Annotated in this window: 20 protein-coding genes; 11 read left to right on the top strand and 9 right to left on the bottom strand. The window is 44.1% G+C overall.

Annotated elements, in window-relative coordinates; translation table 11 throughout:
• The first annotated feature begins 126 nt into the window (after window positions 1-126).
• From AC3CH4_RS22950 to AC3CH4_RS22940, 3 genes are read left to right on the top strand one after another with little or no spacing between them, the layout of a single operon-like run.
• Window positions 127-1818: an SgrR family transcriptional regulator gene (locus AC3CH4_RS22950; RefSeq protein WP_017079218.1), complete on the top strand. Its 1692-nt coding sequence runs from the start codon at window positions 127-129 to the stop codon at window positions 1816-1818.
• Window positions 1819-1866: 48 nt separating this feature from the next.
• Window positions 1867-2775, top strand: coding sequence for a DMT family transporter (locus tag AC3CH4_RS22945; RefSeq protein WP_488519136.1), 909 nt, complete (start codon window positions 1867-1869; stop codon window positions 2773-2775).
• 21 nt (window positions 2776-2796) lie between these two features.
• Window positions 2797-3048, top strand: coding sequence for a hypothetical protein (locus tag AC3CH4_RS22940; RefSeq protein ID WP_017082269.1), 252 nt, complete (start codon window positions 2797-2799; stop codon window positions 3046-3048).
• Window positions 3049-3149: 101 nt separating this feature from the next.
• Here AC3CH4_RS22940 and AC3CH4_RS22935 read toward each other — a convergent pair whose 3' ends face one another.
• Window positions 3150-3758 (bottom strand): DUF2238 domain-containing protein, encoded by a 609-nt coding sequence (locus AC3CH4_RS22935; RefSeq protein ID WP_488543896.1) that lies wholly within the window; start codon window positions 3756-3758, stop codon window positions 3150-3152.
• A 202-nt stretch (window positions 3759-3960) separates the two neighbouring features.
• Here AC3CH4_RS22935 and AC3CH4_RS22930 point away from each other — a divergent pair, with 202 nt between their 5' ends.
• Together AC3CH4_RS22930 and AC3CH4_RS22925 are read left to right on the top strand one after the other, a co-directional pair.
• Window positions 3961-4800, top strand: coding sequence for an isopenicillin N synthase family dioxygenase (locus AC3CH4_RS22930; protein WP_004730947.1), 840 nt, complete (start codon window positions 3961-3963; stop codon window positions 4798-4800).
• A gap of 308 nt (window positions 4801-5108) precedes the next feature.
• Window positions 5109-5729 (top strand): DNA-J related domain-containing protein, encoded by a 621-nt coding sequence (locus AC3CH4_RS22925; RefSeq protein ID WP_488543895.1) that lies wholly within the window; start codon window positions 5109-5111, stop codon window positions 5727-5729.
• A gap of 84 nt (window positions 5730-5813) precedes the next feature.
• On the opposite strand, the gene mrdA is transcribed toward AC3CH4_RS22925, so the two are convergent.
• The 5 genes from mrdA to AC3CH4_RS22900 all read right to left on the bottom strand — a co-directional run bounded on the left by mrdA (window position 5814) and on the right by AC3CH4_RS22900 (window position 13730).
• Complete coding sequence (gene mrdA / locus AC3CH4_RS22920; protein ID WP_488543894.1) at window positions 5814-7712, bottom strand: penicillin-binding protein 2; 1899 nt, start codon at window positions 7710-7712, stop codon at window positions 5814-5816.
• Window positions 7713-7970: 258 nt separating this feature from the next.
• Complete coding sequence (locus AC3CH4_RS22915) at window positions 7971-9626, bottom strand: ABC-ATPase domain-containing protein (protein ID WP_237288892.1); 1656 nt, start codon at window positions 9624-9626, stop codon at window positions 7971-7973.
• 119 nt (window positions 9627-9745) lie between these two features.
• Complete coding sequence (locus tag AC3CH4_RS22910; RefSeq protein WP_488543893.1) at window positions 9746-11653, bottom strand: sensor domain-containing phosphodiesterase; 1908 nt, start codon at window positions 11651-11653, stop codon at window positions 9746-9748.
• A 178-nt stretch (window positions 11654-11831) separates the two neighbouring features.
• The gene (fabV, locus tag AC3CH4_RS22905; RefSeq protein ID WP_054546882.1) at window positions 11832-13031 is read right to left on the bottom strand and encodes an enoyl-ACP reductase FabV; all 1200 of its coding nucleotides are present in this window, start codon (window positions 13029-13031) and stop codon (window positions 11832-11834) included.
• Between the two features lie 81 nt (window positions 13032-13112).
• Window positions 13113-13730 carry an arylesterase gene (locus tag AC3CH4_RS22900; RefSeq protein WP_004730957.1) on the bottom strand — a complete coding sequence of 206 codons (618 nt, stop codon included), beginning with the start codon at window positions 13728-13730 and terminating at the stop codon, window positions 13113-13115.
• Between AC3CH4_RS22900 and AC3CH4_RS22895 the strand changes: the two genes are divergently transcribed.
• From AC3CH4_RS22895 to AC3CH4_RS22885, 3 genes are all read left to right on the top strand, one after another.
• Window positions 13729-14403, top strand: a complete 675-nt coding sequence (locus AC3CH4_RS22895) for an ABC transporter ATP-binding protein (RefSeq protein ID WP_004730959.1) — start codon at window positions 13729-13731, stop codon at window positions 14401-14403. The genes AC3CH4_RS22900 and AC3CH4_RS22895 overlap by 2 nt on opposite strands.
• Window position 14404: 1 nt before the next feature.
• Window positions 14405-16843: an ABC transporter permease gene (locus tag AC3CH4_RS22890; protein WP_488543892.1), complete on the top strand. Its 2439-nt coding sequence runs from the start codon at window positions 14405-14407 to the stop codon at window positions 16841-16843.
• A 531-nt stretch (window positions 16844-17374) separates the two neighbouring features.
• Complete coding sequence (locus tag AC3CH4_RS22885; RefSeq protein ID WP_488543891.1) at window positions 17375-18829, top strand: FAD-dependent oxidoreductase; 1455 nt, start codon at window positions 17375-17377, stop codon at window positions 18827-18829.
• Window positions 18830-19040: 211 nt separating this feature from the next.
• Here the strand turns inward: AC3CH4_RS22885 and AC3CH4_RS22880 are convergent, their stop codons facing one another.
• The 3 genes from AC3CH4_RS22880 to AC3CH4_RS22870 form a co-directional block, all read right to left on the bottom strand.
• A complete protein-coding gene (locus AC3CH4_RS22880; RefSeq protein ID WP_488543890.1) occupies window positions 19041-19991 on the bottom strand; it encodes a 5-oxoprolinase subunit C family protein in 951 nt (316 codons plus the stop codon).
• Window positions 19984-20751 (bottom strand): 5-oxoprolinase subunit B family protein, encoded by a 768-nt coding sequence (locus AC3CH4_RS22875; protein WP_488543889.1) that lies wholly within the window; start codon window positions 20749-20751, stop codon window positions 19984-19986. Before AC3CH4_RS22875 ends, AC3CH4_RS22880 begins: the two co-directional genes overlap by 8 nt.
• Before the next feature lie 177 nt (window positions 20752-20928).
• Window positions 20929-21672: a 5-oxoprolinase subunit PxpA gene (locus AC3CH4_RS22870; protein ID WP_017064591.1), complete on the bottom strand. Its 744-nt coding sequence runs from the start codon at window positions 21670-21672 to the stop codon at window positions 20929-20931.
• Between the two features lie 170 nt (window positions 21673-21842).
• Here AC3CH4_RS22870 and AC3CH4_RS22865 point away from each other — a divergent pair, with 170 nt between their 5' ends.
• The 3 genes from AC3CH4_RS22865 to AC3CH4_RS22855 are packed head-to-tail and all read left to right on the top strand — an operon-like array spanning window position 21843 to window position 26405.
• Window positions 21843-23906 carry a TonB-dependent receptor plug domain-containing protein gene (locus AC3CH4_RS22865; protein ID WP_488543888.1) on the top strand — a complete coding sequence of 688 codons (2064 nt, stop codon included), beginning with the start codon at window positions 21843-21845 and terminating at the stop codon, window positions 23904-23906.
• Window positions 23896-24432: a YfiR family protein gene (locus AC3CH4_RS22860; RefSeq protein WP_488543887.1), complete on the top strand. Its 537-nt coding sequence runs from the start codon at window positions 23896-23898 to the stop codon at window positions 24430-24432. Before AC3CH4_RS22865 ends, AC3CH4_RS22860 begins: the two co-directional genes overlap by 11 nt.
• Window positions 24432-26405 (top strand): diguanylate cyclase, encoded by a 1974-nt coding sequence (locus AC3CH4_RS22855; RefSeq protein WP_488543886.1) that lies wholly within the window; start codon window positions 24432-24434, stop codon window positions 26403-26405. The genes AC3CH4_RS22860 and AC3CH4_RS22855 overlap by 1 nt, the downstream gene beginning before the upstream one ends.
• The last annotated feature ends 17 nt before the right edge of the window (window positions 26406-26422 follow it).

Below are 26422 nucleotides of genomic sequence, written 5' to 3'. Positions count from 1 at the left end.
CTGTTTGAATAACATATTGGGACGTCATACCCAATAATTCGCAATAAAAACATGTCAGTAAGATTGATTTTACGTCTTAAAATAGGGAAACTGAATTCAATGTCCTTTGAATAAGTTTTCCTCTTTATGAGCAGCCCAAGACTTCGCGTTCAATTTGAAACTCTGTTTGAATACTTCGATGGTAAAGATTCTGATGTTCAGCTCGATGACATAACAGATGTACTCTGTTGTACCCGTCGTAATGCAAGAATGGTACTCAACAAACTTGAAGAACAAGGCTGGGTAGAGTGGCTACCGGCGGCTGGCCGAGGTAAGTTATCTCAACTTATCTTTAAGCAGAATCGTTGCGATGTCAGTGAAAATTTAGCGAGGCGATACTTACAGGAAGGTAAAATTGGTCAGGCGTTGTCAGTGCTCGATCACAATGCTGCCAAGCTTACTCAGGTTATTCAAAACTATTTGGGTGTGCAATATCAAGAAGGTGAGCAGGTCATTCGTTTGCCTTATTACCGACCGCTCTCTATGCTTAACCCGACAAAATCGATGCGACGTTCAGAGCAGCATATTGCCTGCCAAGTCTTCAGTGGGTTAACGCGATTGGATGAAAATGATCAGTTACAGCCCGATCTTGCTCATTCATGGCAAAAAATCAGCGACTATCAATGGCGATTCTTCTTAAGGCCGGGTGTCCGTTTTCATAACGGGGAGCCTCTATTAACGAACCATGTTGTCGACACGCTTCTTGCGCTCGAACCACTCAATTTGTTCTCGCATATTAAAGATGTCTCTTCACCCGCAAATTGCGTGGTCGATGTATTCTTAACGCGCCCAGATAAGTATTTCCCACTTGCGCTCACGGAATCGGTCGCTAAGGTCACTTTACCGATGATTTTACGTGGCGAAGACTACGATATTCGACCAATTGGTACGGGGCCGTATCGCATTGAGAAGAACGATGAGAAGCAACTGGTATTAACGGCTTTCAACGGATACTTCGGTTTCAGGCCGCTGATTGATCGCGTTGAGGTTTGGGTGGTTGATGAGGCGTATTCTTCTATGGTTTACCCAAGCCTTTCGAAACCAGTAATGGCCGACCGTGGTGATAGTGATGAAGTAGAGCTTGATCCCGGCTGTACGTATTTACTGTTGAATAGAAAGAAGGGCATCGCACAAGATCCCGCATGGGCGGAGTTTTTGTCTAATGCATTGAATGCAGCTGATCTGTTTGTTCATATCCCAAAAGAGACCGTCATCGATTTGGGCGTTCTACACGCCTATGGGATAAAACCTGGTTGGTATGACATAAAGTTAAACACGCCAGTCTGTCCACCAGCAAATGCGAAACCAACCATTAGATTGGCGTACCAATGCCAACACCCGATGTTTCCAACACTTGCCAAAGCGATTGTCACCGTGTTGAAGCAATATAATGTCGATGTTGAGCTTATCGGTTACGAAACTGATCCTCCACACGCCGATAATGTTGATATTTGGATTAATCCAATGGGTATCGCTAACAATAGAGACGATGCATTAGCCGGTTGGTTAATGGATTACAGTTTTCTTGATGAATCTAGCCCAGCTGAAGACTTCGACCAATGGTGTCACATGATTGATCGTTGGCGCTCGGGCGAGTTTGAGCAATTCCCAGCAAGACAACTCGGGAAACAACTTGTGCAAAGCAATCAGTTGATCCCTATGTTTCACTGTTGGCTAGGTGTAAACAAAGACCAATGCGGTACGTTGCAGAACGCAAAGTGTAATGCACTCGGTTGGTTCGACTTTAGCCAAGTTTGGGTGAAGCCTGACGTTGATTGAAATCCAAGAACACTTATTAGGACCAAACAACTCAATTAGGACAAAACGATGCAAACTGTGATGGTTACATTTATTACGCTGGTGGCCTTTGCTGCTAATTCAGTTTTGTGTCGCTGGGCTTTAATGGATCAAACGATTGATCCTTTGAGCTTTTCGATCGTGCGCATCTTGTCTGGTGCGCTTACACTTCTGATTTTATTCACTTTATCTGCCCAACCTAAGCATAAACAGGAGTTAGCAAACAACAGCACATCGGTATATACAAAGCTAAAGTCACAGTTTCAATTCACATCAATATTGTCACTGCTTGTGTATATGTTTGGCTTTTCATTCGCTTACTTAAAGCTTGGCGCAGGTCTCGGTGCGTTGGTGCTGTTTGTCGCAGTACAATTTACGATGATTGCCGCGCACTTGTTCTCTGGAAACAGAATGTCATTACTTGAGTGGGGCGGATGTTTGTTATCGGTGGCAGGGCTTGTTTACTTGTTAATGCCAACTGAATCGACACAGGCACCAGACTTAGTTTCTATCATCTTGATGTCTCTGGCAGGAGTTGGGTGGGGTATTTACACATTGGCAGGAAAGAAATCTTTAAACGCACTGCAATCGACGACCGCTAACTTTGGATTTAGCTCGCTAGTTATCCTTGCAGGTTTAAGCCTTCTAGTTGTAATACCTAATGCAATGCCTCAAGTCTCTATCACTGAGCAAGGTTTGATTTACGCGGTTATATCGGGCTCGGTGGCTTCTGGTGTGGGTTATAGTTTGTGGTATTACGTGGTGAAAAAGCTTAATACAGTGGTCGCATCCATTGCACAGCTCTCTGTGCCGGTTATCGCGACACTCGGTGGCGTCTTGTTACTCTCCGAGCCGGTCACCATGCAATTCATTATCTCATCGACCGTTATTTTACTCGGGATAAGCTTGGTTCTTGTCGCACCTAAACTTAAGAAATAAAGAGTTCAATCATTAACTTCTATGGCTAAACCAAATAAGAAGCAACCGACCAAAACGGTTCAGATTTTCTGTGCGAAATGCAAAACGCAACTTTTTAAGTATCGGAAAGGTGGCAAAGGTGCCCTCGTGAAGTGTTTTAAGGAACGTATTGTTGAAGATTTCACTAAAGAGCCATGTGTGTGCCCTGAATGTGGGATTGAATTTGCGCGAGATACCTTGGTTCGAGGTACGCCAGCCTACAAGTTTGTGGGTGGCAAGGTGACTATGAAGTAGAAAAGAACAAATGCCACCACACAGTTTCTGTGTCGTGGCATTTAGATCGACTTATTAGCTTATTAGCTTATAAGCAAGAAGTTGAGCGGGCTATCCACGAACTACTGATCTCTAACTCGCCCTTGAAGTTTCAGAAGTAATAGCGAGACAATAGCACCCGTTGTATCACACAGCATGTCTTTCTGTGCATCCCAAATATCACCTTGTGAGCCAAGGAACGCGATACCTTCATCACCACCTGCAATCTCGGCATACCACCACTCGATAATTTCGTAACCTGCGGCAACACTCATGATCGCAAATAAGGCAAAGAAACATGCCAGTACTGGTTGAGCCAATTTCTTACGGATCAAATATTCAGCGAGCGGGTAAGCGTAGAGACCAATCGAAAAGTGCGCCACGCGGTCAAAGTTATTACGCTCAGATCCAATCAGGTTATTAAACCAATCAAAGGGGACTTCAGCGAAAGTGTACTTAGCGCCAATCGTATGCAGAACCAACCAGATGAACATCAGGACGTAAGCCGTCTTTGAAAAGGTGAGCTTGGTGGATAGCCACCAGATACCTACTAATATCGCTAGAGCAGGAACAATTTCGGCAATCCATACTGCTCTTGAAGAGGGAGCAAACGCTGAAAATAGAAACACAATCAGATAAAGCGTCGTTAATGAAAGCAATGGTCGATTTTGAGCAAGTGGCGTAATTGTCATATCGAGATCTCTCGTCGAAGTTTTTAATAGTGTTACACAATATTGAACAGTGTTCAATTGGGCTCTAGTACCCATATTTGTTGAAAACTGGCGTTATCGCCCAGTATCTAGACAAACGGTTGCGAGAGTTTCACAAAAGTTTGATTTACAACAAAGCGATCCTTAAAATCGCTTTATCACTACATAACAAGAAAGAAAAGTCATGAAACTGGAAACTGTCGATTACCTTGCTGACGACGCAGCAGAACAATTTGTTCGCTCTCTACGTGAAACTGGTTTTGGTGTTCTTAAGAACCATCCAATCCCAAAAGAGCTTGTTGAGTCTATTTACGAAAACTGGTACCAATTCTTCATCTCTGAAGAGAAAGAAAACTTCCACTTTAATGTTGAAACACAAGATGGATATTTTCCACCATCAGTGTCTGAAGTTGCTAAGGGCCACACTGTAAAAGACATCAAAGAGTACTTTCACGTATACCCTTGGGGCCAAATTCCTGAGCAGCTGAAAGAACAGATTCTAGATTACTACCAACGTGCGAATGCTTTTGCTCAAGAGCTTCTAGGATGGGTTGAAGCTCATGCTCCTAAAGAAGTACAAGAGAAGTTCTCTATCGCGTTGTCTGAAATGATCAACGGCAGTGAGCAGACTCTGCTTCGTGTTCTTCACTACCCACCAATGCAAGGTGACGAAGAGCCAGGCGCTATCCGTGCAGCAGCACACGAAGACATCAACTTACTGACTGTTCTTCCTGCAGCAAACGAGCCAGGCCTTCAAGTTAAAGCTCAAAACGACGAGTGGTTAGATGTTCCGTGTGACTTCGGCAACATGATCATCAACATTGGTGACATGCTTCAAGAGGCATCGGGTGGTTACTTTCCATCGACAACTCACCGTGTAATCAATCCATCAGGTGAACGCCAAGAGAAATCTCGTATCTCTTTGCCTCTATTCCTTCACCCGAAACCGGAAGTTGTGCTGTCAGAAAAGTACACAGCAAACGAGTACCTAATGGAGCGCCTAAGAGAACTTGGCGTTATCTAATTAGCGAAATATGTCGTGCTAAAATTGGTATAGATATCAAAGGTCAGCTAAATTGCTGACCTTTTTTGTACCTGTACTTCAGGATCACTTCTGCATTGATGGCGGTTGCACTCACTTAATGACTTTCAGTTTCATGATGAAAGGGTGCCTTTGAGCCAAGCGTTTGAAAGTTGTTGGTCCATTAGCTCGACAAATCACAGAAAATCGCTTTCAATTAAAAGATATACGCCAATGGGTATGATGTAGGTTGCTCATTGTATCCAATGCCCTAGTCATCCATTAATACAGAAAATCTAACTGAGTCCACTATGTCGAATCATCAAGAGGTGAGAGCAAACTTTCATTGCCATATGGAGAACCCATTGCTTTGGCCGATTATGGAAGTGCTCAAGCAAAAGCCAAGCGGCTGGAAAGTACACACATTGGCGGCTCACCTTAACGACCTTGGATTTGTGCCGGTGCTAGACCCAGCACCAGAGAAAGAGTTGTTTAAAAAGAACTTCCTCATCATGAATGCGCTTTATCAGCTTCAAGAAACCTTACACCCTGATGGTTGGCTACAAGTCCAAGCCATGGACATTGAACTGATGAGCGGCCGTTATCATGGCAGCACTCATACCATCGACCTTCAAGACCCATTGCGTGACTACTACATCAACTGGCTCAACTATGAGGCGAATGAGGGTGAAGTCAAAAGGTTGTTGAATGAGTTTTGGACTCGATACAAAAGGTTTGTTGGTGGCAGTGAAACGGATATGGACAGAAGCCATGCACTCAGTTTGTTTGAGTTGCCATTAGATGCGACTCAACAGGAGATTCGTAAAAGATGGCGACGTCTTGCGCTACGTTGGCATCCAGATAGGGACGAGGGCAACACGGCTAAGTTTCAGACATTGTGCGAAGCATGGCATATATTGAGAAGCTCGTAACCTAACGAAGTCTCTAGCTACGTCTAATGCAACTCTAAAATAAAAAGCCCCATACTATGAATCTAGAGTGGGGCTTTCTTGGTATTAGGAGTTATCTTTGTTTTGGCCACTTTTATGCTCAAACGCATAATCGAGTACTTTACGGATATATGGCGCGCCGACTTTTGAACCGCCGTTACCGTGTTCAATGACCACCGTCGCGACATACTCAGGGTGCTCATAAGGTGCGAAAGCCGTGTAAAGCGCATGGTCGAGTAAATGCTTAGCCAACTTTTTCGAGTTATAGACCTGATCTTTCGCAAGATCAAAGACTTGTGCCGTACCTGATTTTCCGCCGCTAGTGTAGCTAGTTCCCTTAAATGCGCGCCTGCCGCTACCTCGGCTGCCGTGGTTTACGAGTCTCATTGCATTGATGGGTACATCCCATATTTTGTCAGGGACTTCAGTGATAGACGGCATAGGTTCAGGTGTAACGAGTTGTTGTGTGTCAAAGTCCTCACCATGATCCAAGATTGCTCTCAGGATATGAGGTGGCATCACCTTTCCATGATTGACCAACACTGAAGTCGCTTTGGCAAGTTGCATTGGTGTCGATGTCCAATAACCCTGGCCAATGCCAATTGGAACTGTGTCACCTTGATACCAAGGCGTACGATAACGCATCATCTTCCATTCTCGGGTTGGCATGTTGGCGGTACTCTCTTCATAGATATCGATACCTGTAGGTTCACCAAAACCAAAGCGATTCATCCAGCTTGATATACGGTCAATGCCCAAATCAAAAGCGGTTTGATAGAAGAACGAATCCACTGACTCTTCAATGGCTTGAGTAACGTCGACAGGGCCGTGACCCCAGCGTTTCCAGTCTCGCCATGATTTAGAGTTACGCTTAGAACCAGGAATTTGCCATGAACCGTGGTCATCACGAATCGTATCCTCAGAGATGACATGCTCTTGCAAGCCAGCGACTGCCATAAATGGTTTGATGGTAGATGCCGGAGGATAAACGCCGAGAGTAGTGCGGTTTACCAATGGGTGAGCAGGATCATTCAATAAACGTTGATAGTTCTTGCTAGAAATACCGTCGACAAAGAGGTTCGGGTCGTAGCTGGGGCTTGATGCCATTGCAAGTACACTGTTGTCTTTCGGGTCCAGAACGACTGCGCTGCCTGTTCGGTGATCAAGCTGGTCGAATACGTATTTTTGTAGTTCGAGATCGATATTTAATACGATATCTTTTCCTGCTACTGGAGCTACATACTCAATGGTGCGGACGACTCGCCCACGGCTGTTTACTTCGACTTCTTGATAACCTTTGGTACCGTGCAAAATGTCTTCGTAATAGCGTTCGACACCAAGCTTACCGATAATGGTCGTCGCTTGATAATTCGCTTCGATGCCTTTTTCTTCTAGTCTCTTAAGATCGCTATCATTGATGTGTGCGACATATCCTAAGACATGGGTAAGTACCTCTCCATTTGGATAAAATCGTTTCAAGCTGGTATCGATCGATAAGCCGGGGAATTGGTACTGGTGCACTGAGAACTTAGCAATTTCCTCTTCGCTTAGGTTCTCTAGTATCGTGACAGATTTGAAACGGCGAGTGTTGTGATAACGCTTTTTGAAACGAGCAATCTGCTCAGCCTCTCGCGGGATGTATTTGTCCAACTTGGTAAGCATTGCATCGACATCATCAGTTTGCTCTGGAATCATCGTCAGATTAAAGACAAGTTCATTCTCGGCGAGCAACACACCATTACGGTCGTAAATAAGCCCGCGAGTCGGGGGAATAGGTAATACTTTGATTCTGTTGCCATCGGCACGGGTTTGATAGCTTTTAAAATTTTCGACTTGAAGTCGGTAAAGGTTGCCGACTAAGACAAGAGTGAACAGCAAGATCCCACAAAACGCAACGGTTACACGGTTTTTGAACAGATTTACTTCTTTTTTATGGTCACGCATCTTAACGCGTTTATGATTCATTGAAGCCTCAAAGGGTTGTTACATTTGGTTACACTTGTCGAGTCGGAACTTTATATGAATATCGCCATAGTTTTGTAAAAGCTGTGTCATGATTTTTAGGATAAGCACAATATTGGTGGGTTTTATCGTCAAACAAGAAAAGTGAGGCAGGAGACGGTCTTAAGGCTTTAGATCTAGATATAGAGCTAGAGCTAGCGAATAAAAAAACGGCCCTCACAATGAGGGCCGTCCATACAATTTATGATGCTTGGATCTAACTTAGTTCGAAGGTTTGAACTGAGATTTACGCATACGGTTTAGTGCGGCCATTACATCCAATACTCTTGGTTTCGCTAAATCACCGTAGTTTGGCATATTAACGTGCCACTCATCGCTTAAGATAGCGCTAAACTCTTTAGCAGGGTTGTTTGACCAACCCGGAGTTTGTGCAAACTGGAACCATGCCCAACCAATCGCGTTCACTTCTGATGTTGACTCTAACTGCTCTAATGCAGAAAGATCAGCGAATTCCTTACCAAAACGCAGTGACTCTTTGCCTTTCGCGTTAACTCGGAATTTGCCGTCAGTAAGAATGTTCATCAGTGCAGCACGGTTTAACGAGCGAGGAACAAACGTTTCTAATGCTGTCTCACATTCGTTAGTTCGTTGAGTAGGGTGTTGAGCGATGACTTCTTGTGCTTTTTCAGTGACGTCTACCGCTTGGTAGTCGTGCATTTGAATCACAGTGTCAGCAACATCTAAGTAATCACCAGAACCACCCATTACCACGATAGTTGAGATGTCCATCTCTTCGCGAAGTTGGCCAATACGGTCAACAAGTGGAGTGATAGGCTCAGCCCCTTTTGATACAAGCGCTTGCATACGCTCGTCACGAATCATGAAGTTAGTCGCTGACGTATCTTCATCAATAAGTAGCGTTTGAACGCCTGCTTCAATTGATTCTTGTAGCCAAGCCGCTTGCGATGTCGAGCCAGACGCATCTTGTGTACTGAAATCAGACGTGTCTTTTTGCATCGGCAAATGGTTGATGTAATTTGATAGGTTCAAGTTGTGAACACATCGGCCATCTTCAGCGCGGATCTTCATTGTATCAGTCGCAGTCACGATACCTTCACGACCGTCACCAGGAATATGGTTGTAGATAGAACGTTCAACGGCGTTCAACAGCGTAGATTTACCATGGAAACCACCACCAACGATTAGCGTGATACCTTTTGGAATGCCTAGGCCAGTCACATCACCTTTGTTCGGTGTGTTTAACGTAACACTCAACGATTCTGGAGCAGAGAAAGGCACCGCACCTTTCATTGGTAGGTCACAGTTACCAGCAATACGAGGTAATACGCTGCCATTTGCTACGAATGCCGCTAGGTTGTTTTCTTCCAATTGAGCACGCAACGCGTCTTGGTCTTCAACGGCTTCACAATGCTTAATCATCGCTTCAATGTTGAGTTCGCGTTCAAGCGTTGCGCGACGAATAAACTTAGGCAAATAGAATGTAATGATGTTGATTGCTTTCTTTGCAAGAATACTACGACCATCAGCAGGTAGGTTGATACGAAAACGGATTTCGATACCGTGCTCGGTGAAAACCACAGATGTGTTATCCAAAACAGTTTGGCCTGTTAGTGCGATAGACACAGTCGTTTCTTGCTTAGCAAATTCAGAGAAGCTACGTGCAATGAAATCACGCGCTGCTACTTGGTATTCGTAAGACTTTTCTTTCAGCCAACCTAACCCTGTTAACGACCAGGCGCGTGTTGCGCGAAAACGTGAAGAAGATGCGTACGGGTCACCTTGAACGTGGTCGATGTGTAATTCGAAATCAGCAAAGTCGTATTGACCTTTAATTTGTTGATATGCGCGGAAGTTTTGTTTTTCGAGCTTTTTAAGCTTTGCAGTCAACTGATCCATAACGAGGAATGCCTATATAAAGGGAAGATTAAAACAGAAAGGCGGCGATTATAAAAATCACCACCTTTAGAGTAAAGAGAAAGTAGGCCTAAATCCAAAACAAACTGCTCTTTTTCGCTTTAAGCGTAACGGGTTGTCCCCAAATAGTTTTGATTGATTAAACTGTGTTCGAATTCTTGGCTCGGCATTGGCCGCCCATAAAGGTAACCTTGGCCCACATCGCAGCCCTCGTTGATAATAAATTGCTCTTGAACTTCAGATTCTATCCCTTCAATCGTGACTTTTAGGTCGAGCTTCTTCGCGATTTGGACAATAGAACGAACGATTTCCGAGTCTTCGTGTGAGTTAAGCATCTGATCGATGAAGCTCTTATCAATTTTAATCGTATCGAACGGAAATTTCTTGAGATAACTGAAAGAGGCGTAGCCCGTCCCAAAGTCATCCAGTGACAATGTAACGCCAATGTCATGCAGCGATTCTAAGGTATTCTTAGCGACAACTTCATCGGCAATCAGGCCACTTTCTGTCACCTCGAGTTCCAAAAAATGAGGTTCTAGGTGATAGGTTTCGAGTAGGTGAACCACTTGTTCCGCAAAGTGCACGTTCTTGAGTTGAATTGCAGACACATTCACAGCCATCTTGAAATCTTCAACGTATTCGGACCACTCTTTCGCTTTTTCAATCGCATTACGCAGAACAAAGCTTCCGACTTCGAAAATCAAGCCGTTTTGCTCGGCCATATGTATCAAGGTTTCGTTGGAGATATCACCTAATACTGGATGGCGCCAACGTAGTAGGGCTTCAGCACCAACCCAACGATGCGTTAATGGACATACCTTAGGTTGAAAGTAGAGCATGAGGTCATCATTACGGACAGCTTGAAGCAAATAACCTTCGATCTTATTGATGTGACTTTGTTGTTCAGTATGAGATTGAGAGTAGTAAGCGAATTTTTGCCCGGAATCTTTACAGGCGAGCATGGCTTCTGATGATTTCTGGAGAATGCTTTCCGCATCGTCTTCGTTATCAGTAATCGCAATCCCGATAAAGGCATGCAAATGTACTCTGTCACTGTCGATATCGAACTCTGAATGGCCGACCTTAACGAGCGTCTGGCAAAGTTCTTCTAGGCGTTGGTGTAAATCTTTTACGCTGAAGGCCAGTACGAGATCGATAGAAGTAGGACGTGCAGTTAGTACATCGATATCAGAGATACTGTCGATACGTTTTCGGTATTCAACCAACACTTGGTCTAAAGCGTCATAGCCATATCGAGCCTGTATGCGCCTTCCATTCGTAAACCCTATATGAATAACCGCAAATGAACTGTCCGTCAGCCTTTGTTGTGACGATAGTTTGTTATTTAAGCGAGACTCGAATGCGGTTCGGTTCAAAAAACCGGTGCCGATGTCATGATTCTTTTGGAAGTTTATCTTTTGTTCAGCCGCTCTTCGCTTATCAATCTCTTGGTTTAAAGAATAATTGAGGCTCGCAAGATCTTTAGTGCGAGTGTAGACCCGGTTCTTTAAGTCACGATTCATTTGGGTGAGCTTAGCGTGCTGAAACAAGGTTTTAAGCTGGGACTCTATTGAGGTACGAAAGCTCTCTAATAGCTTGATATAGGTAGGCGTATAGTGATTCTCTTTCGAATCCAAGATACAAATGGTGCCGAACAATTCGCCGTTAGGCCAAAATAGCGGAATGCCACAATAAGAGATTAAGCCAAGCTTTGTATCGGGGTTGTTTTCCCAATCAGGAGCGGCAAGCGCATTGGGCACCACAAGTTGTTGCTGAGACTCCATCACCGTTTCGCAGTAAAGCCCATTTCCTAAGGTTTCAGAATCGCCTTTGTTGTAAGGGTTATTCTCACTGTGACTGGTAGAGAAAACTTCAATGTAGTTGGTGTGAACACGCATGATAAGTGCGGCAGGCACTTCAGTGATTTGAGCCAAGAGGTCGACAATATTCTGCCAACTGGAGGCCATATCGTCTGGGATATCTAAGTCTATCGTTTTTATCTTCTTCATATGACTCCGAGTCAATTATGCTAAATGCATCAACACATCCTGTGTTAATTAAGATGAACCAAATAAACTGTGAATCTTACTTTTACTAAGTATAAGAAATGTTGCACAAAAAAACCTCTGCAATTTTGCAGAGGTTTTCAAATGTGAATCTGGGTCTCAGTAATGAGATAAGTTTCGATTAAGGCTTTAACTTTATAAAATCATCAGTGTTAAGTTTCTCTTTATAGTCTACCGACGGTTGAGCAAAACCGTTCAACTGTAAAAACTCTTCTTTGAATCCTTGATAGTCGCCAATTGCTTGAAAGTTGTTTTCATCCATAGCTTCAAGTAGCTCAGTCACATGGGCTTGGGTTTCTGGATCGAGTTCCCATTCATCCATCCGAATTAGGCGTTCGCCATCCAGAGGGACTTTTGATTGACCATACAGTTTACTGCTGAATAGACGCTGCATTTGTTGGATACAGCCTTCGTGCGTCTCTTTCTCTTTCATCACTTTATATAAAGCGAGCAGATAAGGACTTAATCCCGGAATGAATACACTGGCTTTGGTGACGAGTGCCTTACACACAGTCGCGTAGGCATTACCGCCGAAGTTTGCTAGTTCAAGATTCAGAGCATGGCTGGTTTGATGAAGGTCTATTTTAGCGCGCCCCAAAGTGCCGTCTAAGTAAATAGGGTGCGTGACTTCTGGACCAACATAGGAAAATGCGATGGTTTTACAACCAGGGGCAATGGATTCAGCGTTGATGAGCTCATCTATCCACTGTTCCCAATCTTCGCCGCCCATGACTTTGAGTGTACTTTCGGCTTCTTCTTCCGTCGCTGCAGCAAGTGTGTCTGTCACCCAGTTGTCGTGCTCTAGCGAGATAGTCGCGCCGGTAACGCTTTCACCAATAGGCTTAATGGCAGAACGCCAAAGCTCATCAGTATTTGGCTTAGGTCGAACGCCCGCCGCTAAGCTATAGATAATCAGATCCACTTCACCTTCGAAGTAGGTTTCAATGGCTTCGACAACTTGTGTACGTGTTTCTTGTGAAAATGCATCGCCAACGATGTTGATAGCAGTGCGTTGCTCTCGTTCGGCTTCTTTCTTGAAGTAGATGTTGTTGTACCAACCAGCACTACCGAGGGACTTTTCGTTAGGACCGCGCTCGAATGAGACGCCGATGGTGTCAGCTTTTGCACCGCCAAAGGTCACGGCAATACGAGCGGCAAGGCCGAAGCCTGAGGAAGCGCCGATAATCAGTACTCGTTTGGGGCCATCTTTGATTTGCGGCGCACTCTTAACAAACTTGATTTGTTGCTTTACAGCTTCTTGACAGCCAAGAGGGTGAGCGCTTTTGGCTACCACACCCTTGATAATAGGTTCGATCAGCATAAATAACCTTACAGTTAACGGTGATATGCACTCAGGCTAACGTAAAGCTGTGTAAAATTTATTGAGCTAGACCATTAAAACTTAAAGATACTGATATAATTCTTCGGCGACGAATTCAGCGATCCAAGGTTGAGCTTCTGGTTTTGGATGCAGTCCGTCGTTCATCATCCACTCAGGTTTAAGGATGATATGCTCTAGGAAAAACGGCAAAAGCGGCACATTTTGTTGATCAGCAAGCGCTGCAAAAACGTATTCAAATTGCTGGTTGTAACGCTTACCGTAATTCGGTGGGATTTTAATCTGCATCATAATTGGCTTGGCGCCCGCAGCTTTTATCTGCTCAATGATTTGATCAAGGTTCGCAGACATCAGCTTAGGTGGGAAGCCACGAAGGCCATCATTTGCACCGAGTTCGATAAGAACAGTGTCTGGAGCATGTTCTTCGAGTAATTGTGGTAAACGAGCTAACCCGTTGCCAGTTGTGTCGCCCGAAATACTGCCGTTTACCACGGTAACTGTTTTGTCATGCTTCGCTAATGCGTTTGGCAATAGACTTGGCCAACTCTGTTTGATGTCCATGTTATAACCAGCACTCAAGCTATCACCAAGTACCAGTAACTTAGAATCTAACTCGGTATCTTGAGCCAAAGAAGCGGTTGAAAATATAATAAAGAATAAAAAGGAAATTAGTCGAGTCATGCATACATCCATCATTAAAGCTGAAGCTGTTTCGAAGACAGTGTCTACTAATCAAGAACATTTAACAATCCTAGAGCACGTCGATATTGATATTCGTGAAGGTGAAACTGTCGCGATTGTCGGCACGTCTGGCGCAGGTAAATCAACCCTAATGACATTGCTTGCAGGGCTTGATGTGCCAACGAAAGGCGAAATCAGTTTATTAGGGCAGCCACTTTCACAGCTTGATGATGAAGCAAGGGCTAAGATCCGCAGTGAATCGGTAGGATTTGTATTTCAAAGCTTCTTATTGATCCCAAGCCTTTCTGCACTGCAAAATGTCACGCTTCCTTGTCTACTTAAAGGGGAAGACGAAGACATCGAACGTGCGACGGCTTTGCTTGAATCAGTGGGCTTAAAAGACAGGCTTGATCACCTGCCATCTCAACTATCAGGCGGTGAACAACAAAGAGTCGCTTTAGCTCGAGCTTTTATGATCAAGCCAAAAATCCTTTTTGCTGACGAACCCACAGGCAACCTAGACCAACAAACTGCAGCCAAAATTGTCGAATTGTTGTTTGAGTTGAACTCATCACATGGCACAACGCTTGTTCTAGTGACGCATGATCCTAAACTCGCACAACGTTGCCAGCGAACACTTAAGATGCATGTCGGTCAGATAGAGGAAGTCTAAATTGAATTCATCAAACGGACTGAATAAACGCCTGTTCTCATGGAGTATCGAAGAGATTCGACACGGTCAATTGTGGCCAGTTTCCATAGCATTAACACTGATCATTGCGTGTGTTTTTGCATTGTCGGCATTGGCCGAACGTATGGAGCAGGTGATTGTTAAACAGGGCAAAGATGCGCTTACTGCCGATAGTGTGTTTATCTCAGCAAACCCAATCCCGCAATCCTTATTAGACCTCACTCAGGTTGAACAGTTAGACAGCTCTCAGTTGACCCGTTTTTCAACGATGGCATTCAGTGATAACTCGATGCAGCTAGTGACGGTGAAAGCGGTTGAAAGTAATTACCCATTACGCGGTGAAATGATCTTAGAGGGTGCTGATAAAGCATCAAGTAACCATGTTGAGCCAGGTGAACTTTGGTTAGACGAGCGTATATTTGCACAGCTTGAGGTTGAAATTGGTGACAATGTCACTATTGGCGATGCCGATTTAACGATAACTGGGCGTATCACCCAAGAGCCAGGTTTGAGCTTTAACCCATTCCAACAAATGCCTGCTGTGCTAATTCATACCAGCGATATCGAGGCCACTGGAGCGATTCAACCGGGCAGTCGCGTAAGCTTTAGGCTATTTCTAAACGGTGATGATACAAAACTGAAAGCCGCGCAAGACAGCGTAGAATTGACACCGAGCGATCGCTGGCGCACGCAAGATTCAGCGAGTCGCACTAACGACATGTTCGAGAGCACAACTCAATATCTTTCGCTAACGGTTGCTATCGTTGTGATCATGGCTGCGACCACTTTGGTACTTACTTGCCAACATTATGTTGCGAGTCGCCGTAAAACCATTGCGATGCTTAAGAGTTTAGGCGCAAGCAAGCAATGGATCATTAAATGGTTGTTTGTACAGGTATCTCTGTTAGTGGCCATCGGCGCTGTACTAGGAATTACAATAGGGGTCGGCTTAGAGTTTCTACTTCGTATACCATTAGGTGATTTGTTGCCAACACCACTTCCTAGCTATGGTATTGAACCTGTCATTTTGGCGATTTTATCAAGTATCCTCATTGGTGTGCCTGCTCTTGGTATTCCGTTAATTGGCTTGGTCAACACTTCGGCAATCAGCGTGATTCAATCAAGTCATCAATCAAATGAAAGCTACAAGAAATACTTGTTATTGCTGGTACCTATAATTCCAATGATGCTGATGTACGGCGACAATCTGTTGGTATGGATAGTTCTAGCAGGTATCGCATGCCTGTTCTTAGTGCTCGCGATTGTCAGTACGTTTGTTCTGCGTTTGGTCGGCAAGCTGCCGACGTCGACATCTATGCGTTTGGCATTGAGCCGAATTAATCGCACACCATTAGCAACAGGGATTCAATTTGGTTCTCTAGCGCTATCTTTGATGCTGCTATCGATCATATGGCTTGTGAGAAGTGACTTGTTGTCGGATTGGCAACAAACCTTGCCCGAGAACGCACCTAATGCGTTTGCGCTGAATATTGCGAGCTATGAGAAAGACAGTTATCTCGAGACGATTGATGCAAACGGAGTAGAGCGTACTCAAGCGTTTCCAATTATACGAGGAAGACTCACGACCATTAATGGCGTTGAAGCGGCAAAATACAGTGATACCTCACAAGAAACAGATGCACTAAGCCGCGAAATCAACTTCACTTGGGGAGATAGCCTTCCTGAGTACAATGAAGTGTTAGAAGGCAGCTGGACACAAGAGCAGGGCGTATCTGTGGAATCCGATGTCGCGGAGCAGCTGGGTCTAAAGATTGGCGATGAGTTATCGTTCACAATCAACAGCCAGAATGTCTCTGCCAAGGTGAACAGCATCCGAAAAGTAGAGTGGCGAGAAATGAAGCCGAACTTCTACTTCATATTTACGCCAGATGTCTTGAGCTCTATTCCTTCTACTTGGCTCGTCAGCTTCCGACTAGAAGAACAACATAATCAGATGCTCAACGAACTCTCTCGAAATCACCCAACCGTGAGTTTGATGGATATTCGTAAGATGGGTAGCAAGATCCAAGAGTTGCTCAAACAGATTGTTTGGTCGATAACCGTACTTGCGGCTCTGGGTGTGATAGCAGGGTTGTTGCTAATCTTTACTCTGTTGCGATTGAGCTTGTCTCAAAGACAACAAGAGATACGTTTGTACCGCACTTTAGGTGCGAGCAAGAAGCGAATTCTCAACACTATTTGGTGTGAATACGGGTTAATGGCGTTAGTGGCTGGCTCGATTGCTGCGATGGGTTCTGAGCTCAGTGTTGCAGGGGTAATGAACTTTGGCTTCGAGTTAGAACCTTCACTCCACCCAATGCTGTGGATAGCGCTACCTGTACTAACGTTCATCACATTGGCTGCGGTAGTGAATAGCTTAATCAAACGTTTGTTGGCACCCGTGAACAAGGATTTTGGCTAGTCGCTAGCGAGATCTCACAAATGCTTAAAACGGTCTAAAAGTGACATTATTTATATTTAGTCATGCACTATTTATAAGGCGTCGCTTTAGACCGTTTTTTATTTGACCAATGGGTAGCACAAGTAACGAATATAGCACCTTAATTTTCCAATTTTTTAGTGTTTTTTAAAACTAATCGCACAATAATGCCGATTTAATGAACAGCGGTTAGTCCCTGTAAACAAAGGGTTTGCGCAACTTAGCAAGAACGTTATCAACAGTTATCCACAAAAACGGTGGATAACTTTAGGGATAAGTTAACATCTATGTTTTAAGAGTACTGAGGCAGCCTTTATGTGGCGTCACTTAGGACAATTTTGACTGTTAGAATAACCTTTAAAACTCTATCTGGAGTTATTGAGTCAAGAGATTATTTATGTTTTTTACATAGATATTAAATCCCACTGAACTAAGACCTTGATAAAAATGTGTTTTAATTCATCGCAGAACAAAAGTAGAATAGCGGCAGTTAATCTTATTCTACAGAACACGATGAACCACAACAAAACGGATACAAATCAGCCTTCTATTGCCATTGTTGGTGGTGGTATTGCCGGAACAACGAGCGCGATTCACTTTAGTGAGTTGGGTTTTAAGGTCACTATCTTGGAAAAAGGGCCGAGTTTGGTTAATGGTCCACCAATTTGCCACCTGCACGCTGGCGGCAATTTGTATCGAGATATTTCTGTAGAGCAGTGTCTTCAGTTGCTCACTCAGTCAATTGATACTGTCCGCTTGTTTCCCCACACGATCAATATTCGACCGACAATTATTGCTGTTCCACACAGTGATGGTGGAGAGCCGTTGGATCTACTTCCGCGTCTAAAGATAATCAAAAACGCTTATGCTGAGCTTGTTAATCAAGATAAAAGCAACCAAGTGCTTGGTAAACCGGAAGAGTATTACAAGCTGTATGGTAAAGAAGAGTTACTAGCACTTGCTACCCGAACACAGCCTCTGAAACCAACATCGCTTGATGATTGGTGTATTCCTTTCGCGAAACATACGGATCTAGAAACCCTTAAGTATCCTGTTGCTATGGTTCAAGAGTATGGCTGGAGTGTATTCCGCTTATCTGCAACCGCTCAACTGTCTTTGGGGCAACAATCGAATTGCTCAGTATTAACCAACAGCCGATTACAATCTGTTGAATCGTTAGAGCAAGGCTGGTCTTTGACTTATACAGACGCTGATAACCAAAGCTGTCATCTAACGACCGACTACTTGATTAATGCAAGTGGCTTTGAGACGGGCATCGTGGATGACTTTGTCGGTTCTAAGCAACAAAGGCTTGTTGAGTTCAAAGCCGCATATGTTACAGAGTGGCCGTATTCGCAAGAATGTAAGGAAGAGTGGCCAGAGGTGATCTTCCATGGCCCGAGAGGCACACCGCAAGGCATGGCTCAGTTAACACCGTACGCTGATGGTGTATTCCAACTTCACGGTATGACAGAAGGGATTACTCTATTTGAGGGTGGGCTTGTTTCATCATCAACAGATTCATCACAACCACAGTTACCTTCGAAGCTTCTTAAGAAAATCGTATCAGGTTGGAGTGAAGAGCAGCTTGAATTAAGAACTCGCGCTGCGATAACGCATATGTCTCAGTTCATCCCAAGTTTTAGCTCTGCACTGGTAGGTGGTAAGCCTCTGTTCGGTGCACAGCAGATTCCGGGAACCGATCCGAGCTTAAGAGCTTCAGATGTTTCATTCTGTGGTGAGCGCTATGCTCGACTTGAAGTAGTCAAAGCTTCCTCAACCCTTGAGGCTGCACAAAAGGTTGCTGAGCATTGGTTTGATGTCGCAGAGTCAGTATCGATTGAAGATACGCACTCAGTGACAATGTCACTTAATCTAAATGCTATTGAAAACAGAGCGATAGATTTGACACAAGAACGTGGATACCCAGAAGCGCTTGCAAAGGTGTCAGGTCAAGACCACGCTTAATACTCAGTCATAATCGACTACGCTGAACATCTTCAATTCGGCTTACTTTGACAGGTAAGCCGAACCTTTAACTGCAACGCCTGCTTGTATCTTGTCAATTGCCTGAACTACATCTTCCAAACGAAACCTTCCTGGCTAACTCTTTCAAGATTCTTAGATTCTTTGCGACATAACTACAGAGTCACAGAGTTACATAGCTACAGAGCAAAAACTAATAGCCGAAAAACTGAGCCCATTGGCACCACACATCTTGTAATCCTAAGCGATCTCCTTTACTAAACGAGACCTCATGTCCAGGTTTGGCTTGTGCTAAGCGTGGCAAATCGATTCTGGCGACACATCCAATCTTCGGATAGCCACCAATGGTCTGTCTGTCATTAAGCAATACGATAGGTTGCCCATCTTGGGGGATTTGAATCGCACCCAAGGCAATGCCTTCTGACAATAGCGAAATATCAGGTGAATCAACCGATTCACCACTCAGTCGATAGCCCATGCGATTTGAATTTTGATCAACGTGATACTGTGCGTTATACAAAGTCTCTTTTGCTGACTCGGAGAACAGCTCGCTTTGATAGCCTTCAATCACTCGCAGGTTCACTGGTAGGTTGTAATTAGGCGTGTATCGGAAAGTGACACTCAACGCTTTAAACGGGCGAGAGAGTTTGTGTTGGGTAAACGCAATTTGTTGCCCTTGCTGGCATGGCTCTCCATCTTGCGTTAATCCACCAATGTTTTCTCGAGTCACCGTAGAACAGCTATGAAGAGTTGATGGAACATCGAAGCCCCCCTTAATGGCTAAATACGCCCTTAGACCATTTTTAGGTAAACCAAATGAGAGAACTTGCCCTGCGAAAGCTTGAAAAGTACGCCAGTTCGACTGTGGTTTGCCATCAATCTTCGCTTGTAAATCGCCACCACATAACGCCATCTCACAATCAAAGTCGATTCGTAACGCGCATTGCCCAAGAGTGATTTCCAACGCCGCTTGGTTGACTGGGTTTCCGAGCAGGTGATTGGCCCAGCTATACGAGTAATCATCAACAGGGCCACCTTGTGTCAACCCGAGATGAGCGACACCAAATCGTCCGAAATCTTGAATCAAACTCAACGGGCCGGGTTTAATCACTGTTAGTGTTGGTTTAGCTATTGTATTAACCATTAGCGACATCTCCACTAATCTCCATAAGCCTAAGCTCTACAAATTCTTGTTTTGAAATCGCGATGAAACGGACCGTATCACCGACATTAAGTAGAGACAGCGGCGTTTGCGTGGTATCAGCGTTCTTCAATTGGCTGTGATCAAACAGTGCGATCGGGCAATTGCCAATAATATTCCAACCGCCCGGTGAGTCCGAAGGATACACCGCCGTTTTCGTATCCGCGATGGCGATGCTGCCTTTCGGTACACTTAAACGTGGGGTTGAATGACGAGGCAAAGCAAGCTCGCTGACCACATTAGACATAAACGCAAAGCCAGGCGTAAACCCAATCGCACTGACGCTGTATGTTTGTGAGGTGTGATGTTGAATGATTTCATCCAGCGACATGCCTTTGGCTTGATATCGGTCTAAATCGAGTGCTGTTTCTGGTGAGTAATAGGCGGGAAGCTCGATAGTGTTACGCGTGTTACTAACGCTAGAGAAAGACGAAAGAGCGTGATTCAACAAATTATTGAGTTGTTCCATGAGCTGCTGTTCTGATATTCGATAAGGTAGGTAATCGACCAATATTGTTTGGTAAGCCGGCGTCACATTCATCAATACAGATGTTAAATTTTGGCGAATGGCATCGGAAAAGTGAGCCATGTACTGCGCATAATCGGCGCTAGATTGATTATTTGAAGGCGATAGCGTCAAGGTCACCAAAACGCTGCATTCTGCGACTGGCGCTATATTGAACTCAATTTGATTCGTCGTCATTTCGTTTCCATACGTTTGTTTGCCTTTGATTGACTTACTGCCTTTTATTTGCGTATTTGGCGTTTTTAACATCCGTGTCTAAACCAATACAAAGCGATTAGACCTTACGAGTAATTGGTTGGATGCTCGGTTAGGCGAGTGATAAGGCCATGCGCCATACCAATCACACGCTTCATACTAGTTAAAAGCGTTAAGGTCTTGTCTGATTTTTCTAATTAATGCGATGGATTGGGGGTTATCACCATGAACACAGATGGTATCGGCTTCAATAGGCAGTCGTTCACCTTCAATGGTCGTGACCGAACCGTAGTTAATGATTTGCATGACTTGGTTGTAGATGTCGTCTTGATTGACGTAAACCGAGCCTTTTTGAGTTCGCGGCGATAACTGCCCATTATTCAAGTATGCACGGTCGGCAAACGCTTCAAACAAGAGGGGTAAGTCATGATCGTCAGCAATATCTAAATACTGCTGATTGTCTGACGAAGAGAGGATCATTAAGGGGATGTTAAATTCAGCGACTGCTTGGGCTACCGCATTAAACACATCAATGTTCGCCATCATATCGTTGTAAAGGGCGCCATGAGGTTTCACATAGCCAACAGATGCATGGTGATATCGGCAAAGGGCTTGTAGTGCACCGACTTGATAACAAACCAGTTCACTGATCTCGTCCATGGTATGAGGAATAGAACGGCGACCAAACCCAACCAAATCTTGATAACCAGGGTGAGCACCGATTTGGGTGTGATAGTGCTGCGCTAGTTTTATGGTTTTGGACATAACGTGCGGATCAGACGCGTGAAAGCCACAAGCGATGTTTGCCATATCGACCCATTCCATGACCGACTCATCATCGCCCATCTTCCAATTGCCGAAACTTTCTCCCATGTCGCAATTAAGCAAAATCTTCGTTGTCACGTGGTGCTAATCCTTTACGTTGAGGTAAGTAATGACGGTCTTATAAATGCCATAAATAAACAGTGACCTGACTCAAACTTTCGACACCGAAAATTTACCAGTATGGCATTTCATATATGATTGAACTATTGATTAAAGGATTAATATCTATCTGTATATTAGGTGAGCACATGATATCGCGCCAGGTTTGCTTAGGACTAGCATTAACGACACCTGTTTTTGTAGCTGCTCAAGAAAACTCTTTAGACCAACTCATGTCGATGAGCCTTGAAGAGTTGTCTATGTTAGATGTTGAGATGGAAACGGCTTCGAAAGTGACACAAAAACTTACCGACATTCCCTCATCGGTTTATGTACTTTCTAATGAGCGAATTCAACGCAGTGGGGCGAAAACCATTGCGGAAGTGCTGACGCTAGTACCCGGCCTCAAAGTGACTAAGTTTAACGAGACCTCGTGGTTTGTTTCGACGCGCGGCTTTCATGATGGGCTGTATAACAAAATGCTCGTGATGATGGATGGACGAAGCTTATTTAGCCCAGTCTATGGCGGCACGTATTGGAGTGATGTTGACTATATACTTGCCGACATCGAACGTATCGAAGTATTAAAAGGCCCCGGCGGAACGATTTGGGGAGGCAATGCGGTTAATGGTGTGGTGAATATCATTACTAAGTCTGCCAGTGATACTCAAGGGACGTATCTCTCTGGTGTCGCTTCTAATACTGATAATTACGAGTTTAGTGTTCGTCAGGGTTTAAGCTTTAATGACGATGTGAATGCGCGTGCATTCTATAAGTACCGAGAAGAACCCACGTATCGCACAAACGAATCTGAAAAATGGAAAGCGCAAACGGCTGGGATGGTGTTTCAACCAAGTAATGCCGAAGAAAGTTGGTCATTACGTATCGGCGGCGAGAAAAGCTTTTACGAGTCGGAACTCTATACGTTCCAATATGATAACTCAGGTTCGTTTGTCGATTCACAAGCCAATGATTTCGATAACAAGAGCCAATCTGTTTACGTCCAATTCAACGACTCTCGCCATTTTGATGAAAGTTCGACACTCTCATACTCGTTATGGGGGGAATATAATGAGGATAACGCGCCAGATGCTCCGGGAAGCTACTCGACCCTCGATTTTGACTCGACCTATATCAACCAGCTATCTGCAAAGCATCAGATGACACTCGGTGGTGGCCTGCGATATATGTATCTTGATTTCTCGTCTAGCCAAGTTTCGGAGGTTGATTGGTACAATCCCGATTACGAAGGTCGAGCCTACAATATCCAATCTGCCAACGATTATATTGCGAACGCTTTTATACAGTCTCAAATTCAAATGACGGAAGCGCTATCTATTACTATTGGTGCCAAGGTCGAGCACTTTACACAGAATGATTCAACTGAGCTTTCACCTCAATTGCGAGGTTTATATAAGTTAACTCAACGTCATTCTGTGTGGGCGGGGCTCAGCCGTGCAGTGGTTGCACCATCATATATGGATTCAAACTCTACATACTACTTCAACAGTTATAATACCGATTCAAACGACAGTTATCTGGATGTCTATAAATCAAACTCTAACCTTGAAATAGAGGACGTCATAACGGCTGAAATGGGGTATCGCTACTCTAACAATTCAAATTTCGAGCTCGATGCAACAATCTACCTGAGTGAACATGACAATCTACGCTTCCACAGCTATGACCCGAATGATATCCCCGCGAATCATGTCTATGTCGGTGCATTATCTGATGATTATAAAGCGAAAACCTATGGCTTAGAGCTAGGTGCAAGTTATCAACTTACAGAAGATCTCACCAGTTACCTTAGTTATGCTTATTCAACGTTAGAAGGCGAAAACAAAGGGGATGACCCTAAATCTAGCCCACAAACTGGCGTCTATTACGATATTGATAATGAACATTTAGCCACGGCACAGTTGATGTGGAATATCACCGATAGCTGGCAATTCGATGTTATCGGCCAATACATTAATGTGAATTACCCAGACTATTGGATAGCAGGCGATGGCACTCAATACGAATGGCAATCTTACCCACATGAAATAACCTTTGATGCACGTCTTGCATGGAAAAAATCATCCGCAGCACCTTTAATTGAAGTGGTCGTTGAAAACATTGGTAAGAGTGACGGTTATCAAGCTGAGTTCACGTCTGAGAAAAGTGTTAACCAAGAGTCCGTATATGTGAGGGTCTCTCATGAATTCTAAGTGGCTCAAGTACCGTATTAAGCTTGGTTTTACTAAACTCAGCCTTGCCACTTTAGCGATGTTTATTGTGCCTTTGAATACATCGGCGGCTAGCTTCAAGCCTTATGAAGTGAAAGCGGTGTACCTATTTAGAATTGCCAACTTTATTCGTTGGAACGACGAAAGCACAATGAATACGGTTAACTTCTGTGTGATTGGCGATGAGAAGGTAAGCAAAGCACTGAAGTCGATTACACAAGGAAAATCTATTCGTTCTTTTGCTATTCAAGTTCATCAATTGGTGACTCCTAAGTGTGATATCACTTATCTATCTGATCTCGATAATGATGAATTTAGCCGTAAAGCCCACTCACCACATACTGTGACGATTAGCGATATCCCAAACTTTACGGACATGGGAGGAGTCATTGAGCTAACGCACATCAATAATAAGCTAAAGCCTAAGATCAACTTAGTGAATGCAAGACGCGGTGAATACGTCATCGGCTCAAACCTGTTACGAATCGCTATAGTGGAGGGCCAATAATGTTGTCTTTCATTAATAATTTATCGATTAAAAACAAGCTGATATTACCGATTGTCATCTTCATCGCGGTTACTTTTGTGACGATTCAATCAGTGAATTACACTGTCACTTTTGAGCGAGAAAAAGAGAGTCTTATTCAGCGAGTTAAAGTGTTGGCACAAGGTGTTGCTTATAACCTACAAGCCGCGATTCTATTTGAGGATAAATCCTCGGCTCAGGAGATTTTGTCAGCCTTCGTTGCGGATAAAGATATCGTCAGGGTGAAGCTCTATGACATTAATGAACAGCTTTTTGCGAGTTATCAAGTGAGTAATACGCTGGTTCCAAGGCCGAATACAGATGAATTAAATGACATCGTGGATCACCAATTTGCCATCTCCGAGAATTTCATCTTTTTGCTTGTTCCGGTGACGCTGGATGACGCTGTGATCGCTAACTTGAGAGTGACAATATCAAAAGAGACGTTTAATACGATCTTAACGAATATTTTCAAGGTTGCGGCCGTCTACTTGCTGTTTCTGGTGATCTTAGGCGGGGTACTAGTCAAATTGGTTCAACGCTTGATTATCGAACCGATGTTTGACCTTAATGAGGCGATGCAAGCCTTTGTTGAACGTCGTTCAGAACAACAAAAATTAGTCGCAACGAACCACGATGAGATAGGGGATCTGGTTCGAGCTTTTAATACCATGCTCGAAAGACTTCAACATCGTGACAACCAAATCAATTTTACGCTCGATAAACTACAAGAAGAAAAGTCGTTTGCAAATGAGGTAATTGAAACTGTTCAGCACTCGTTGTTGGTAGCCGATGAAAAAGGGTTCATCGTTCATGCGAACGCTGCTACTCGTGACATTTTTAAATGTACCGAAGCGTTTCTTGAAAATTTGTTGATCCAAGAGTTGATCGCGACAAAGCAAACTGGGCTCTTACAAGAGGTTATCGACGCTAAGATTGAGCTCAATGACGAACTACTCGAAACCACCGATCTCTTTCACTCAAAACGCTGGCTTCGTGTGAGTAGCCGTTCGTTGCCAAAGCACGGTCGTATTCTTTATGCAATCCAAGATGTCACGGGGATGGAAACGGCCATGAGTCGCCAGCGTATAGCTGCGGGTGTTTTTGAGAACAGCAAAGACGGCTTAATCGTACTGAATTCATCCAACGTAATTACCATGGTTAACCCAGCTGTCACCCAACTTCTCGGTTATCACGCCGATCTGCTGGTGGGCAAAACACCATTTGACGTGTTTTCTTGGCAACAATTTTCATCCCTAATGCCGACAATTCGCAGTTCATTGGAAAATTATGGGCAGTGGCAAGGCGAGGTATGGGAGAAGAGTGCATCCGGCACTTTGGTTCCAATGTTTGTAAAAGTGAATCGAGTTTCGTCAGACAACGAGAAAGACGAGTTTGATATGGTACTCACATTGTCTGATTTATCTAATGTCAAAGAGATGGAAAGGCTCGAACACTTGGCTCATCACGACGCATTAACGGGTTTGGCCAACAGAGCTCAGCTGTATAAAGTGATGGATGATGTAGTCACGTCTAGCCATTATTCTAATCAACACTTCGCGGTTATCTATTTGGATCTCGATGGCTTTAAACACGTTAATGATAACTATGGACACGATGCGGGCGACGAAATCCTCAAAGCAGTATCGAGCCGGTTGTTATCTCAAGTTCGTGCAGGAGATTTGGTAGCACGTTTGTCGGGTGATGAATTTGTTCTTATTATTAAACAAACCAACAAAGTCTTGTTAGCAAAGTTAGCGGAGCGACTGTTGGAGCTGATCGGGCAAGAAGTGATCCATAAACAGCGCTCGCTTCATGTTGGAGCGAGCTTGGGCATACACTTAGTTGATGGTTCAGAGCGTGATATAGACGTGATCCTAAAGGTTGCCGATGAGGCGATGTACCAAGCAAAACGCAAAGGAAAAGGTCAATTTGTGTTCTCTCGTGATAGTTAATAGCCGTAGGCGTTTGT

This window comes from Vibrio sp. QJM3NY_26, assembly GCF_057786005.1.
This window is presented reverse-complemented; position numbering and strand designations above follow the sequence as displayed.

What these genes read in the sequence shown, in the direction of transcription:
- AC3CH4_RS22910 (WP_488543893.1), bottom strand. Translation starts at nt 11,653, where the DNA reads ATGAAGAAGATAAAAACGATAGACTTAGATATCCCAGACGATATGGCC.
- AC3CH4_RS22940 (WP_017082269.1), top strand. Translation starts at nt 2,797, where the DNA reads ATGGCTAAACCAAATAAGAAGCAACCGACCAAAACGGTTCAGATTTTC.
- mrdA (WP_488543894.1), bottom strand. Translation starts at nt 7,712, where the DNA reads ATGAATCATAAACGCGTTAAGATGCGTGACCATAAAAAAGAAGTAAAT.
- AC3CH4_RS22860 (WP_488543887.1), top strand. Translation starts at nt 23,896, where the DNA reads ATGAATTCTAAGTGGCTCAAGTACCGTATTAAGCTTGGTTTTACTAAA.
- AC3CH4_RS22895 (WP_004730959.1), top strand. Translation starts at nt 13,729, where the DNA reads ATGCATACATCCATCATTAAAGCTGAAGCTGTTTCGAAGACAGTGTCT.
- AC3CH4_RS22935 (WP_488543896.1), bottom strand. Translation starts at nt 3,758, where the DNA reads ATGACAATTACGCCACTTGCTCAAAATCGACCATTGCTTTCATTAACG.
- AC3CH4_RS22880 (WP_488543890.1), bottom strand. Translation starts at nt 19,991, where the DNA reads ATGGTTAATACAATAGCTAAACCAACACTAACAGTGATTAAACCCGGC.
- AC3CH4_RS22865 (WP_488543888.1), top strand. Translation starts at nt 21,843, where the DNA reads ATGATATCGCGCCAGGTTTGCTTAGGACTAGCATTAACGACACCTGTT.
- AC3CH4_RS22900 (WP_004730957.1), bottom strand. Translation starts at nt 13,730, where the DNA reads ATGACTCGACTAATTTCCTTTTTATTCTTTATTATATTTTCAACCGCT.
- AC3CH4_RS22945 (WP_488519136.1), top strand. Translation starts at nt 1,867, where the DNA reads ATGCAAACTGTGATGGTTACATTTATTACGCTGGTGGCCTTTGCTGCT.
- AC3CH4_RS22925 (WP_488543895.1), top strand. Translation starts at nt 5,109, where the DNA reads ATGTCGAATCATCAAGAGGTGAGAGCAAACTTTCATTGCCATATGGAG.
- AC3CH4_RS22950 (WP_017079218.1), top strand. Translation starts at nt 127, where the DNA reads ATGAGCAGCCCAAGACTTCGCGTTCAATTTGAAACTCTGTTTGAATAC.
- AC3CH4_RS22885 (WP_488543891.1), top strand. Translation starts at nt 17,375, where the DNA reads ATGAACCACAACAAAACGGATACAAATCAGCCTTCTATTGCCATTGTT.
- AC3CH4_RS22855 (WP_488543886.1), top strand. Translation starts at nt 24,432, where the DNA reads ATGTTGTCTTTCATTAATAATTTATCGATTAAAAACAAGCTGATATTA.
- AC3CH4_RS22875 (WP_488543889.1), bottom strand. Translation starts at nt 20,751, where the DNA reads ATGACGACGAATCAAATTGAGTTCAATATAGCGCCAGTCGCAGAATGC.
- fabV (WP_054546882.1), bottom strand. Translation starts at nt 13,031, where the DNA reads ATGCTGATCGAACCTATTATCAAGGGTGTGGTAGCCAAAAGCGCTCAC.
- AC3CH4_RS22915 (WP_237288892.1), bottom strand. Translation starts at nt 9,626, where the DNA reads ATGGATCAGTTGACTGCAAAGCTTAAAAAGCTCGAAAAACAAAACTTC.
- AC3CH4_RS22930 (WP_004730947.1), top strand. Translation starts at nt 3,961, where the DNA reads ATGAAACTGGAAACTGTCGATTACCTTGCTGACGACGCAGCAGAACAA.